The organism is Flavobacterium sp. (genome assembly GCF_027482425.1).
In the GTDB taxonomy this organism is placed as follows: domain Bacteria; phylum Bacteroidota; class Bacteroidia; order Flavobacteriales; family Flavobacteriaceae; genus Flavobacterium.
Genome location: NZ_JAIXWA010000072.1, coordinates 68,862 through 81,772, shown reverse-complemented (window position 1 = coordinate 81,772; position 12,911 = coordinate 68,862). Strand labels below are relative to the sequence as shown.

Annotated in this window: 13 protein-coding genes; 9 read left to right on the top strand and 4 right to left on the bottom strand. The window is 38.1% G+C overall.

Features of this window, described 5'->3' with window-relative positions:
• Positions 1 to 5: 5 nt before the first annotated feature.
• A complete protein-coding gene (gene rnr, locus Q0037_RS10390) occupies positions 6 to 2,186 on the bottom strand; it encodes a ribonuclease R (protein ID WP_297517978.1) in 2,181 nt (726 codons plus the stop codon).
• Between the two features lie 132 nt (positions 2,187 to 2,318).
• On the opposite strand from rnr, the gene Q0037_RS10385 reads away from it, so the two are divergent.
• Positions 2,319 to 2,552 (top strand): DUF2007 domain-containing protein, encoded by a 234-nt coding sequence (locus tag Q0037_RS10385; protein WP_297517976.1) that lies wholly within the window; start codon positions 2,319 to 2,321, stop codon positions 2,550 to 2,552.
• Positions 2,553 to 3,072: 520 nt separating this feature from the next.
• On the opposite strand, the gene Q0037_RS10380 is transcribed toward Q0037_RS10385, so the two are convergent.
• Positions 3,073 to 3,354 carry a YdeI/OmpD-associated family protein gene (locus Q0037_RS10380; protein ID WP_297517973.1) on the bottom strand — a complete coding sequence of 94 codons (282 nt, stop codon included), beginning with the start codon at positions 3,352 to 3,354 and terminating at the stop codon, positions 3,073 to 3,075.
• 3 nt (positions 3,355 to 3,357) lie between these two features.
• Complete coding sequence (locus tag Q0037_RS10375) at positions 3,358 to 3,597, bottom strand: hypothetical protein (protein ID WP_297517970.1); 240 nt, start codon at positions 3,595 to 3,597, stop codon at positions 3,358 to 3,360.
• 93 nt (positions 3,598 to 3,690) lie between these two features.
• Here Q0037_RS10375 and rpiB point away from each other — a divergent pair, with 93 nt between their 5' ends.
• The 3 genes from rpiB (at position 3,691) to Q0037_RS10360 (ending at position 6,870) form a co-directional block, all read left to right on the top strand.
• Entirely contained in the window at positions 3,691 to 4,122 is a 432-nt protein-coding gene (gene rpiB / locus Q0037_RS10370) for a ribose 5-phosphate isomerase B (RefSeq protein WP_297517966.1), read from the top strand.
• A 3-nt stretch (positions 4,123 to 4,125) separates the two neighbouring features.
• Positions 4,126 to 4,452 (top strand): hypothetical protein, encoded by a 327-nt coding sequence (locus Q0037_RS10365; RefSeq protein ID WP_297517963.1) that lies wholly within the window; start codon positions 4,126 to 4,128, stop codon positions 4,450 to 4,452.
• Positions 4,453 to 4,737: 285 nt separating this feature from the next.
• Complete coding sequence (locus Q0037_RS10360; RefSeq protein ID WP_297517960.1) at positions 4,738 to 6,870, top strand: Tex family protein; 2,133 nt, start codon at positions 4,738 to 4,740, stop codon at positions 6,868 to 6,870.
• Between the two features lie 144 nt (positions 6,871 to 7,014).
• On the opposite strand, the gene tatA is transcribed toward Q0037_RS10360, so the two are convergent.
• Complete coding sequence (gene tatA / locus Q0037_RS10355) at positions 7,015 to 7,194, bottom strand: twin-arginine translocase TatA/TatE family subunit (protein ID WP_297517958.1); 180 nt, start codon at positions 7,192 to 7,194, stop codon at positions 7,015 to 7,017.
• A 159-nt stretch (positions 7,195 to 7,353) separates the two neighbouring features.
• On the opposite strand from tatA, the gene Q0037_RS10350 reads away from it, so the two are divergent.
• The 5 genes from Q0037_RS10350 to Q0037_RS10330 are packed head-to-tail and all read left to right on the top strand — an operon-like array spanning position 7,354 to position 12,910.
• A complete protein-coding gene (locus tag Q0037_RS10350) occupies positions 7,354 to 7,857 on the top strand; it encodes a peptidase (protein WP_297517955.1) in 504 nt (167 codons plus the stop codon).
• Positions 7,857 to 9,344 (top strand): GH3 auxin-responsive promoter family protein, encoded by a 1,488-nt coding sequence (locus Q0037_RS10345; protein WP_297517952.1) that lies wholly within the window; start codon positions 7,857 to 7,859, stop codon positions 9,342 to 9,344. The genes Q0037_RS10350 and Q0037_RS10345 overlap by 1 nt, the downstream gene beginning before the upstream one ends.
• Positions 9,341 to 10,213: a carboxypeptidase-like regulatory domain-containing protein gene (locus tag Q0037_RS10340; protein WP_297517949.1), complete on the top strand. Its 873-nt coding sequence runs from the start codon at positions 9,341 to 9,343 to the stop codon at positions 10,211 to 10,213. Before Q0037_RS10345 ends, Q0037_RS10340 begins: the two co-directional genes overlap by 4 nt.
• A 41-nt stretch (positions 10,214 to 10,254) precedes the next feature.
• Complete coding sequence (locus Q0037_RS10335; RefSeq protein ID WP_297517946.1) at positions 10,255 to 11,943, top strand: hypothetical protein; 1,689 nt, start codon at positions 10,255 to 10,257, stop codon at positions 11,941 to 11,943.
• 4 nt (positions 11,944 to 11,947) lie between these two features.
• A complete protein-coding gene (locus Q0037_RS10330; RefSeq protein ID WP_297517944.1) occupies positions 11,948 to 12,910 on the top strand; it encodes a hypothetical protein in 963 nt (320 codons plus the stop codon).
• The last annotated feature ends 1 nt before the right edge of the window (position 12,911 follow it).

The following is a 12,911-nucleotide window of genomic DNA, read 5'->3' as shown; positions in this document are numbered from 1 at the left end:
AAGAATTATTCCTTTTTTCGCAAATACGTAAAATCCAATTGTTTTTTTACCAAATCGGCGTTTTTCACTTTCACAAAAACTTCATCGCCTAACTGCAACATGCCTTTGTATTGCTCGCCGATGTATGCATATTGTTTCTCATCAAATACATAATAATCCTCTTTGATATCGCGAATTCGAACCATTCCTTCACATTTGTTTTCAATAATTTCAACGTAAATTCCCCATTCAGTTACCCCTGAAATAACACCCAAAAACTCTTGATCCATATGGTCTTTCATGTATTTAACCTGCATATATTTCACCGAATCGCGTTCTGCATTGGCAGCTAAAATTTCCATATCGGTGGAATGTTCACATTTTTCTTCAAAAGCTTCTTCATCGGCACTTTTTCCACCGTCTAAATAATGTTGCAATAAACGATGCGCCATCACATCAGGATAGCGTCGAATAGGTGAAGTAAAATGACTGTAATTTTCAAACGCAAGTCCGTAATGACCAATATTTTCTGTAGAATAACGAGCCTTGCTCATCGCACGAATGGCCAAAGTATCGACTAAATTTTGTTCTTTTCTACCGTTGACTTCGGCCAATAAATCATTCAACGACTTGGAAATCGTTTGTTTGCTTTTGAAATTAATCGAATACCCAAACTTTGAAATCACCGATTGAAGTCCAATTAATTTATCTTCATTGGGTTCATCGTGAATCCGATAAATAAAAGTTTTCTTTTGTTTGCCAATAAATTCAGCCACTTTTCGATTGGCCAGTAACATGAATTCTTCAATCAAGAAATTGGCTTCTTTGGAAACTTTAAAATACACGCCTGTCGGTTCGTCATTTTCATCCAAATTAAACTTTACTTCTACTTTATCAAATGAAATCGCTCCAGCTGCCATCCGTTTTTGACGTAAAATTTTAGCCAATTCATGCATAGTTAAAACCGCATCAACAATGGGAGATGGCACTTGATAATCTTTTCCAGTTAACGATGTTTTCGCTGGAATTATATCTGATTTTGTTTCAATAATATGTTGGGCTTCTTCGTAGGCAAATCGCTGATCAGAATAAATCACCGTTCGACCAAACCATTGATGGACCAATTCGGCTTTGTTATTCAATTCAAAAACGGCTGAAAACGTAAATTTTTCTTCATGAGGACGCAACGAACAGGCAAAGTTGGATAAAACTTCGGGCAACATCGGAACCACACGATCGACCAAGTAGACTGAAGTCGCTCGTTTATAGGCTTCTTCATCTAAAATTGTTCCTTCTTTTACATAGTGCGAAACATCGGCGATATGAACACCAATTTCGTAATTTCCATTGTCTAAAACCTGAAACGACAATGCATCATCAAAGTCTTTCGCATCGCGTGGGTCAATAGTAAAGGTAAGTATACCGCGCATATCCCTGCGTTTTGCTATTTCATCAGCTGTAATCGAAGTATCAATTTTATTAGCAAAAGCTTCTACTTCAATCGGAAAATCGTAAGGTAGCCCGTATTCGGCTAAAATGGCATGAATTTCTGTATCGTGTTCTCCAGGTTTACCTAAAACTTTAATCACCGAACCAAAAGGAGAATCGGCTTTTTGAGGCCAATCTTCCAAGCGAACCAACACCACATCACCATGTTGCGCTTCATTTAATTTATTTTTTGGAATAAAAATATCGGTATACATTTTTGGATTGGCCGTCGTTACAAAACCAAAATTCTTTTGTACATCGACGACACCCACAAACTCCAATTTTGCACGCTCAAGAATCTCTACTACTTCTGCTTCCGGTTTTCGTGAAGCACGTTTGTTGTACACATACACTTTTACTCGATCTCCATGCAAAGCGTGATTTAAATTGATAAACGGAATAAAAACATCGTCTTCTAATTCATCACAAATAAAATACGCTGTTTTTCGCGTAGTCATATCGATAGTTCCTTCGTAATATTCCTGATGGTCGGAAGGAATGAGATATTTTCCAGGCTCAATTTCAGTGATAACTTTTTGCGAAGCAAGAATTTTCAAGTCCTTGATGATTTCATTACGGCTTTTGGTATCATCTAGCTCTAAAATAGCGGCAATCTGTTTGTAGTTAAACGGTTTATTCGGACTTTTAGATAGGATTTTAAAGATTTTCTCGGAAAAGGTTTTATTCTTTTTCCCAAGATTTTTTCGGTTTCTTGGCATACTTCATTTTTCTTTTACGGTTGAAAATTACGAAATCCAATTCAGTTGCTAGGAAAAAAGCCAACATTTAATAGGAAAATAACATATTACAGTTGAAAAAAACTACCTTTGAGTACGCAAAATCATTCGCTTATGAAAGATTTTATTACCGTTGCCATCTTTCATTTACCTCAAGAAACCTATATTTTAAAAACCCTCTTGGATCGAGAAAACATTCCTCATTTTTTCGAAAACGAAACGATTGTTTCCGTAGATCCTTTTGCTAGTATTGCCTTAGGCGGCATACGACTCAAAGTACATCCCAACGATCAAGAACGAACCCAACAATTAATTAACGATCTCAACAACCCGCTTCATATCGTTTAAAATTATTTTCAAAAGATTGAAGTTTTCAACACTTTTTAAAAACAACAAATTCATTTTTAAAATTTCTTAAAAATTATGATGGTTATAATAGGGTGTTGATAAAGGGTAAAACTTTTTCGCTTTTTATTTTTTCAAAAACTTATAGAAAATTATACCGTTTTATAAACAGCTTTTTAAAAACCTAATCCTTTTAAAATAAAGAAAATTACAGATTTTATTAACAACTGTCAATAATTAAATTTACTTCTTTTTTTCGCATAACTTTTTATACCAAAAACTGTTGAAAACCTATTTTTTGATGTCAATAATTTTCCAAAAAAAAAGCAAAACTTTCATTGGATTTCTCCTAGAAATTTTTGCTTATAAAAATTAGGTTTCCCTTTAAAAAAACTTCTGATTTTCTTTTCAAAATTATCAACAATAAATGTTAATTTAAAGTTAACTGAAAATCAGGCTATTGTAAAATGATATTAACATCGTTCAAAAAAAATCTTTTAAAATATTGATTATCAATTATTTATTATAAACTCATTTTTTCATTAAACGCTTTAATGTCCTGATTTAGAATTTGATAATCCAACTTCCCTTGCTGCCGTTTAAGATGCTCCAAAATCACAAAACTTCGCTGAATTTTAAGCTGTGAACTTTTAATTTTATTAATCACATGAAGTAGCGATCGTTGTTTTCCTGGCGTCAATTGATGAAACCAATCACTCCCCTCAGGATCGCTCGCTAAAACTTCCTGAAATTCTTCCGAAATAGGCATACCATAAGTTGATTCATCGGGCGCTAAATGGATCATTAATTAATCTCCTATATTCCAATTTTGCTTTTTCACCAAAGGCTGGTTGAGTAATATAAAATATAAGCCCGATTTTTGTAGCAGGGCCGAATGAAGCGTCACAGTATGATTAATTGTACAAATCACGCGTTTGTCTTTGCATTTTTTGAGCATCTTAAAATAAACTTCATTTGGAATTTGAAAGTGTGGTCCGTAGCCAATCGCGTGATCCTTAAACGTTTCCAAAAATGCTTCGAATTCCATGTCGTAAATTTTTTAACAAATATAGCCCGTAGCGCGCATTTATTCCCTAACTTTGTTCAACGATTTATAAGACCAAAATTCAATCCTTACCCAATGCGCATTTCAATAGGAAACGATCACGCCGGACCCGATTACAAAAAAGCTATTGTAAGTTGGTTACAGGCTCAAGGCTATGAAGTTATCAATCACGGAACCGATACCGATTCGAGTGTAGATTATCCCGATTTTGGCCATCCTGTAGCCTTAGATGTCGCTGAAGGGCGTGCTGATTTAGGCATCGTCATTTGTGGTTCAGGTAACGGAATCAATATGACGGTCAACAAACACCAAGCGATTCGCTCAGCCCTTTGTTGGACCAAAGAAATTGCTGCTTTAGCGCGTCAACATAACGATGCGAATATCATTAGTATTCCCGCTCGATTCACCGCTATTCCTCAAGCGATCGAAATGGTGGCTACGTTTCTCGAAACCCCATTTGAAGGCGGTCGACATCAAAACCGCGTTCAAAAAATAGCCTGTTCTTAAACCATGTTCAATTCGCTAAAAACCACTCCCGACATTATTCGAGCTACCCGATTTGTGGTAATACTCACTTTTTTTTTGGGAACCGGTTTGATGGTTTGGTATTATTATAACCCCTGCGGTGAGGTGATTTATCTAAGTTTATTTTACATCATTAGTATGCTGTTTTTAAACAGTTATTTTGGTATTCGATTGTTACAACTTATGTTTACCGAACCCGAATTCCGTCAAGCTGTAGCCGGCGCAATAGTACTTTTACTCACTAATATTCCCGTCGGATATTTTTACATTCAATTGGGATTACATATCTATCAAACGTCTTCTCCAGTATAATTTTTTGGGCGTTTCCCCGCAATGAAAGTTGCCTTACGTTATCATGCTTCCAACTTCGGGGCCGGGTGTTCGGGAGTCGCTTCCCAATAGCTATTTTTGTTTTTCTACAGTAACCCTACCTTTGGGAGAGCTCCAACAATCCCTCACCCCCTAACGCAGTCTACCTAAGATAAAGCTTCTTTTTATCCTTTGGATTTTCGTTTTTATACCTCGCTTTTTTATGTACATTTAGCCAATCAATTTGTATTTTTTTTCAAATGCAGAAAGGCGTTTATTCGTATTCATATGAACAGTATTTCTTTTATTCAAAGTCAATTACAACTTCCTGAAGTCGCGGCCAAAAACATTGAAGCAGCACTCCAATTGCTCTCAGAAGATTGTACAATTCCTTTTATTGCCCGCTATCGAAAAGACAAAACAGGCAACCTCGATGAGGTCGTGCTTGAAAAAATTGCCAAATTCAAAAAGCAGTTTGACGAACTTCTCAAACGCAAGGAAAGTATTTTGGCCAGTATAGCCGAACAAGGGCAATTGCATCCCGAACTTCAAGCAAAAATTGAAAAGAGTTTTGACGCAAGTGAAATCGAAGATTTGTATTTGCCGTATAAAAAGAAGAAGAAAACCAAAGCAGATATCGCACGAGAAAACGGTTTGGAGCCCTTGGCCAAAATAATCATGGCGCAAAACTCCGACGACATTGACTATTTGGCTTCCAAATATTTGAATAAAAATGTGGTCAACGAAGACGATGCTCTACAAGGCGCGCGCGATATTATCGCCGAATGGATCAACGAAAACCTGTTTGTTCGAAAACAACTTCGGCGTCAATTTCAACGACAATCGGTAATTACAACAAAAGTCGTTAAAGGAAAAGATACCGACGAGAACGCCCAAAAGTTTGCCCAGTATTTTGATTGGTCTGAACCCTTATTAAAAGCACCTTCCCATCGGTTATTGGCCATGTTGCGTGCTGAAGCCGAAGGGTGTATCAAGTTTTCAGTCACCCTCGACAAAGACGAAGCTATCGCCATGGTAGAAGAAGCCATTATCAAACGTAATAACGATACGACACCCCACTTAAAATTAGCCATAAAAGACAGTTACAAGCGCTTGTTGGAACCCGCCATTTCCAACGAAACTTTACAAGAAGCCAAGCAAAAAGCCGATGCTAAAGCGATTGCCGTTTTCTCCGAAAATTTACGGCAGTTGTTACTCGCTTCTCCCTTGGGAGAAAAACGCGTTTTGGCGATCGATCCAGGTTTCCGAACGGGTTGTAAAGTCGTTTGTTTGGATGAAAAAGGCGACTTGTTATACAACGAAACGATTTATCCGCATGCGCCCCAACATGAAACCGCCATGGCCATGAAAAAAATAAAATCCATGGTCAATGCGTACAACATTGAAGCGATTTCCATCGGTAACGGAACGGCGAGTCGGGAAACGGAGTTTTTTATCAAGAAAATTGCCTTCGATAAGTCTGTTCAGGTTTTTGTGGTTTCCGAAGCGGGGGCATCGGTGTATTCAGCGAGTAAAATAGCCCGCGAAGAGTTTCCAAATTACGACGTCACCGTGCGGGGTTCGGTTTCCATCGGGCGCCGTTTGTGCGATCCCTTGGCCGAGTTGGTTAAGATCGACCCTAAGTCCATTGGCGTGGGGCAATACCAACACGATGTAGATCAAATGAAGTTAAAGGAAGAACTCGACAACACCGTCATGCGATGTGTTAATGCGGTAGGAATCAATATTAATACGGCGAGCAAATCGTTGCTGAGTTATGTGAGCGGTATCGGTGAAAAAATGGCCGAAAATATTGTCAAATTCCGCTCCGAAAACGGACCCTTTCAAGATCGTAATCAATTAAAAAAAGTCCCTCGTTTGGGCGACAAAGCGTTTCAACAAGCCGCAGCCTTTATTCGCATCAAAGACGGGAAAAATCCCTTGGATAATTCGGCGGTGCATCCCGAATCGTATAAAGTGGTCGAGAAAATGGCTAAAGATTTAGGGATTCAAGTAGGCGAGTTGATTGCAAACAAAACCAAAATTGCCCAGATTAAGCCTGAGAATTACGTCAACGATACTGTTGGAATTCTTGGGGTTAAAGATATTTTAAAAGAATTAGAAAAACCCGGATTGGATCCGCGAAAAGCCGCAAAGGTTTTTGAATTTGATCCCCATGTTAAAACGCTACACGATTTGCGTTCTGGAATGATTTTACCCGGAATTGTAAACAACATTACTGCCTTTGGTTGTTTTGTCGATATTGGTATTAAAGAGAGTGGTTTAGTGCATATTTCCCAATTGAAAGACGGCTTTGTCTCCGATGTCAATGAAGTCGTCAAAATGCACCAACATGTTCAGGTAAAAGTCTTGGAGGTTGATGAGGTTCGAAAACGTATTCAACTGACCATGGTGTTATAAAAAAACCACTCTACAGTGGTTTTATATTTTATTTTTCTTATTTCTTCTCAGAAAAAGTATCGTCAGGATTACAATTACCGGTATTGCGACTATTAAAAATAATATTATTATTTCAGGAATACCTAATCTACCCATAACTAATAATTATTTTTTATCTTCTTCTTTTTTAGAATTTGCTGGTTGCTCTTCTCCTTTTGATGCTTTCTTAAATTCATTTATTCCCGAGCCCAATCCTTTCATTAATTCCGGAATTTTACGACCTCCGAATAATAACAAAACAATCACAAGGATGACAATAATTTCGGGCATTCCTAATCTTCCCATAACGTATTTAATTAATGCTTTCGCAGTTATTCATATTTGTTTACGGTACAAAGGTACGTAAAAAATAAAACGATGAATATTTTCTAACAAAGATTTCACGTTAAAGTATCCCCATTTCACCGCTGAATTTGGTTATATTTGTTGCATCAAACGCTCCGTATGTCAGCCAAAAAATTAAAAAAAGAACGGCTTAAAAAGCACCTGTTTACCAAAAACAGGCTCGTGATATTAAATGACGATACGTTTGAGGAGATTTTTTCACTTCGGCTTACGTTGATGAATGTGTTTGTGGTCGCTGGGGTGGGTGCTATTTTGATCATTTTTGTCACCACTTTTATCATTGCTTTTACCCCGCTTCGCGAGTATATTCCAGGGTATCCCTCCACCGAGTTAAAGCGCAATGCTACCGAATTGGCCTTGAAATCCGACTCGTTGGAATTTGCCATCAAAAAAAACGAAGCCTACTTACAGTCAATTCAGAAGGTGCTGAACGGGAATTTAGAATATGCCAAAGTCAATAAAGATTCGATTTTAGCTATCGCCGTTGATACCCTTCCTGATTTGGAATTGACGCCTTCTGAAAAGGAAATGGAGCTGCGCCGTGAAATTGAAAAGGAAGAACAAAAATCGCCGGCTAAACCGTTTCTAAAAGGAAAAAGATAATGTCGTTAAAATCATTTGCCGCCCGACTTTTGGCCTACAAAGTGCATCACGACACCCAAAAATGGGCCCAAAATCCGATAGAAACCCAGCAAAACGTTTTCCGTCAATTGATTGCTCAAGCACAACACACGGCTTTTGGAAAAGACCACCATTTTGACGCCATTCACTCCCATGCCGATTTTGTCAAGTACGTTCCCATTCGCGACTATGAACAATTAAAACCTTATGTTGATCGCGTTGTGCAAGGGGAGGAGCACGTCCTTTGGAAGGGGAAACCCCTTTATTTTGCCAAAACCTCTGGGACAACTTCGGGTGCCAAATATATTCCTTTAACCAAGGAATCTATGCCGTTTCATATTCAAGCGGCTCGAAATGCTATTTTGAGTTATATCCACGAAACGGGTATAGCCGATTTTGTCGATGGAAAAATGATTTTTCTGCAAGGAAGTCCAGAATTGGAGTCCAAAAACGGCATTCAATTGGGCCGACTTTCAGGGATTGTTGCCCATTATGTGCCCCAATATTTGCAACGTAACCGTTTGCCCAGCTGGGAAACCAACTGTATTGACGATTGGGAAACCAAAGTAGATGCGATTGTTCAGGAAACGATTACGCAAAACATGACCGTAATTTCGGGGATTCCGAGTTGGGTACAAATGTATTTTGAAAAACTGGTTCAAGTCTCAGGAAAGCCTGTCGGAACCCTGTTTCCCCATTTTAATTTGTTTATTTATGGTGGTGTCAATTATGAACCGTACCGGGCTAAATTTGAACAATTAATGGGGAGAAAAGTGGACTCCATCGAACTTTTTCCCGCTTCGGAAGGATTTTTTGCTTACCAAGATTCGCAAACCGAAAAAGGGATGTTGTTGCTTTTGAATTCAGGCATCTTTTATGAGTTTGTGAAGGCCGATGAATTTTTTACCCCAAATCCTAAGCGCTACACCATTGGTGAGGTCGAATTGGGTATAAATTATGTGCTTTTACTCTCCACCAATGCAGGGTTATGGGCTTACAATATTGGCGACACGGTTCAATTTACCTGTTTACAACCCTATCGCGTTATCGTCTCGGGTCGTTTGAAACATTTCATTTCAGCTTTTGGGGAACACGTTATTGGGAAAGAAGTAGAGGAGGCCCTGCGTCAAGCGGTGGAAGGCACTTCGATTCGTATCAATGAATTTACCGTAGCACCGCAAATAACACCTCAAGAAGGATTGCCGTATCACGAATGGTTGATAGAATTTGAACAAGCTCCCGACAATTTAACCGAATTTGCGTTAAAAATCGACAATGCCATGCGCCAACAAAATGTATATTATGACGATTTAATCGCTGGGAATGTTTTGCGAACGGTGGTTATCACGCTAGTAGCGCCCAACGGTTTTCAAGCCTATATGAAGTCGATTGGGAAATTGGGAGGTCAAAACAAACTTCCGCGTCTAAGTAACGATCGCACTATTGCCGATCAATTGCCTTTGTTATGAAAAAAATACTTTTATTACTCGTCATTCCAGTAGTTGCCATTGCCCAAATCAAAGGCGTGGTCAAAGACAGCCTTTCGGGGCAGCCTATTCCGTATGTAACCATTTGGGTTGAAGGGGAGCAAATGGCAGCGACCACTGAATTTGAAGGAACGTATGAATTACCGGCTCTCGATTCGGGAAAAACCATTGTGTTTTCTTCGGTCGGTTATACCAAAAAAAGAGTGACTGCCGATCAAGCCAAAACGGTTCTTTTGTCGCCCGAGGAATATATTTTGGAGGAAGTCGTTATTGCGGGCCAAAAAAACACGAAGCTTCTTGAAATAGGCATTCGAAAAAATTCTATTTATCAAGCTTTTGATAACGGACCCAAAATTGAAACCAAGTTTTTTCCGTATTTGCAAGCCTATACAAAAACAAAATATATTAAAAAAGTTCGCATCCAAACCGATTGCCGTTTGGAAGATGCGTTAGTTAAACTTCATTTTTTTGCCGTAGATGAAAAAGGAGCACCAGGCGCTGAGCTGCTCAAGAAAGACATCCTTGTTACAGTAAAAAAAGGGGTCATGCACACTACGGTCGATTTATCCGATTGGAATTTGGTGATGCCCAAAAACGGACTCTTTGTCGGGTTTGAAAAATTGTTGATCGAACGAAATAAAGAGGAAAAAACCATTGCCGATCCCAATTCAGGCACGACTCGAGTACAGCGAAAATATTATCCTTTTTTGTTGTATGCTTATGTTGAAGCCAATTTTCAATGGACCTACCAAGAAGGTGAGTGGCAGAAGAAGGCTTCCGCCGACACGAATGATCCGACAGCGACCCTTATGATTCTTGAACCATCCATTTCCCTAATTCTGTCCAACTAAATCCAAAATTATTACCTTTGCGGGTTAGTAAAACCTATTGAATGAATGAAATTAAAAACATTTCGCGCTCTAGAGCGCAAGAGTCCTCGGCAGCTATCGAGCGACTGTACATTACCATGCGTCACCTTTTTAACCGGGGTTTCTACAAACCGATGGGCGTATCGGGTGACACCTTACGCGAAGCATTGCTTCAACTTCGCCCCGAAATTTATGGCAGTATTGCCGAAGAAAAAGTAGAATTAAACGGATTATTGTATGTTATTGAGCGCTTGCCGATTGGAATTGAAGAGTGCCGGTACATCAATTTAACCTCCGATGAAGGGTATTCCAAATCGCATTTTAAAGTCATCATTCCTCCAAAAAGGCGTCGCAATTGTTACCGCATTGACGCCGAACAAATGAATGTGGAAATCACCCGAGGACGTTCTGATATTTATGATATTCTCACCCATTTGACCTTTATTTTTATCGAATCGCATAAAATCAAAGACCGCGTCTTGTTGGACGAGTTTGAAGTAGAGGTTACCCGCGATTGGAAGAAATTAGAACAAGCAGTACTTCAGGGAAAGAAATTAACTCAAATTGAAAAAGAAGTCGCCATTTCCCATGCGGCCAATATTTTAGGTCGCAGTTTTTCGGAGGTATTGGCCATTTATGATTCTTTTGCCATTCCCGAAAAACCCGATCGGTTTCTACATGTGATTTATTGGTTGGGAAAGTTAGCCATCGAAGAATCGGTAGACAATAACAAGCGTACGATTACGTTTAGTCCTATTTTGCGGGAACGTTTGGGGCACCACATTCACGGAGAGATTTGGGCCAATACCATCAAACAAACGTTGGATGACAACGGATTGATTCAGCGGCCTATCCATATTATCAGTGCCAACATGCACAGTGTAATGAATTCGATTTATGCACAAACGGTTATCGGAAGTAAGTACAAAGAGCAATCGGAATATGCTATTTATGAAGATTTGAGTGCTTCCGAAAACAAGGAACTGCGAAAAAAAGTAGAAGAATATGCCCTGAAAAACGGAATGATTTCGCTGCCCGATTCGTCAGGAACCAACATTGATGTGCAGGTATTTGATACGGCAAAAATAGACTGGAAAAAATCCAATTTCCCGAACGTGAATATTAAAGGCGAAGCGCCCGTGATTGTTGTTATGGATTATGCTTTTGGCGAGCAAGCTTTTGAAACCATTGACGAGTTGTTGAAGCCCTATAAATCCGCAAAAGAGAAGCTTTTTTTAAATGTAGAATCGGTTTCAATTATGGGAAAAGCCGGAATATTGGAAGGCGGCAAAGGCGACATTATGATTCCGAATGCCCACATCAACGAAGGTACGGCGGATAACTATCCTTTTGACAATGAATTGACTAAGGAATTGTTTGAAGGACACGGTATACCGGTGTATGCAGGTCCGATGATCACCGTTTTGGGAACTTCCTTGCAGAATAAAGATTTATTGAAGTTTTTCCACGAATCTACGTGGGGCGCTATCGGTTTAGAAATGGAGGGCGCCTATTACCAAAAAGCCGTTCAGTCGGCATCGCGCATTCGCAAAAGCATTAATCCCAATGTAAGAGTTCGATACGCGTATTACGCCTCCGATAATCCCTTAGAAACGGGAAGCACACTAGCTTCGGGCGGATTGGGGACCACAGGGGTGAAACCCACGTATTTGATTACCATTAAAATTTTAGAACAACTTTTTAATCAATAACCGCATGAGTACAACACCACAATTTACAGATGGACAAGAAATAGACCTAGGGAGTATTTCTAATTTTTTTAAGAAAATTGGACAAAGTTTTTTCAATGCAATTTTTAAAATGATTTCATTTATTAGACGTAAAATAGTAGTCTTTGTAATATTAACTCTAGTTGGTGTAGTGTTAGGATATTTTTATGAAAAGGAGAAAATATACCGTCATGATATTATTGTAATTCCAAATTTTACATCTGTTGATTATTTATATTCTAAAATTGAATTAATTAATTCTAGAATAAAAGATAATGATACTGCTTTCTTAAAAAACACTGTTGGAATCCAATCACCTAAAAAGATAGGCAAGATAACTATAAAACCAATTTCAGACGTTTACAAATTTATCGTTAGTAACCCACAGAATTTTGAGTTAATTAAATTGTTTTCTGAAGACAGTGATGCAAAAAAAATAGTGGAAGATGAGATAACAAGTAAAAACTACCCATTTCACGTAATTTCATTTAACACAAAAGGACTTACAGAAGATAAAAAAACAATTACACCGATATTGAATTATTTGAACAATTCTGATTTTTATAAGAAAATACAAGAGGAGAACCTCAAAAATGTTTACTTAAAAATGGCTCAAAATGATTCAATAATAAATCAAATAAATGGTATTTTGAATGGTTTTAAGAACACATCAAATGGGAATCAAAGAAATAGTAGTCTGGTTTATTACAATGAAAATACACAATTGAATGACATCATAAAGACAAAAGAAGCTTTAATAAAGGAAAATGGAAATTTTAAAGTAGAGCTGGTAAGTCTTGATAAAGTAATTAAAGAAAATTCTATAGTATCTAATATTAAAGATGATTCACTGATTTCTGCAAAAATAGCATTTCCCTTATTTTTTTATTTTTGTTTTATTTTATTTTACAGATATACAAGAATAAAAAAAGCAAAAAAACTGATTTAAA

What these genes read in the sequence shown, in the direction of transcription:
- rpiB (WP_297517966.1), top strand. Translation starts at nt 3,691, where the DNA reads ATGCGCATTTCAATAGGAAACGATCACGCCGGACCCGATTACAAAAAA.
- Q0037_RS10375 (WP_297517970.1), bottom strand. Translation starts at nt 3,597, where the DNA reads ATGGAATTCGAAGCATTTTTGGAAACGTTTAAGGATCACGCGATTGGC.
- tatA (WP_297517958.1), bottom strand. Translation starts at nt 7,194, where the DNA reads ATGGGAAGATTAGGAATGCCCGAAATTATTGTCATCCTTGTGATTGTT.
- Q0037_RS10365 (WP_297517963.1), top strand. Translation starts at nt 4,126, where the DNA reads ATGTTCAATTCGCTAAAAACCACTCCCGACATTATTCGAGCTACCCGA.
- Q0037_RS10360 (WP_297517960.1), top strand. Translation starts at nt 4,738, where the DNA reads ATGAACAGTATTTCTTTTATTCAAAGTCAATTACAACTTCCTGAAGTC.
- Q0037_RS10330 (WP_297517944.1), top strand. Translation starts at nt 11,948, where the DNA reads ATGAGTACAACACCACAATTTACAGATGGACAAGAAATAGACCTAGGG.
- Q0037_RS10340 (WP_297517949.1), top strand. Translation starts at nt 9,341, where the DNA reads ATGAAAAAAATACTTTTATTACTCGTCATTCCAGTAGTTGCCATTGCC.
- Q0037_RS10380 (WP_297517973.1), bottom strand. Translation starts at nt 3,354, where the DNA reads ATGATCCATTTAGCGCCCGATGAATCAACTTATGGTATGCCTATTTCG.
- Q0037_RS10335 (WP_297517946.1), top strand. Translation starts at nt 10,255, where the DNA reads ATGAATGAAATTAAAAACATTTCGCGCTCTAGAGCGCAAGAGTCCTCG.
- Q0037_RS10385 (WP_297517976.1), top strand. Translation starts at nt 2,319, where the DNA reads ATGAAAGATTTTATTACCGTTGCCATCTTTCATTTACCTCAAGAAACC.
- Q0037_RS10350 (WP_297517955.1), top strand. Translation starts at nt 7,354, where the DNA reads ATGTCAGCCAAAAAATTAAAAAAAGAACGGCTTAAAAAGCACCTGTTT.
- rnr (WP_297517978.1), bottom strand. Translation starts at nt 2,186, where the DNA reads ATGCCAAGAAACCGAAAAAATCTTGGGAAAAAGAATAAAACCTTTTCC.
- Q0037_RS10345 (WP_297517952.1), top strand. Translation starts at nt 7,857, where the DNA reads ATGTCGTTAAAATCATTTGCCGCCCGACTTTTGGCCTACAAAGTGCAT.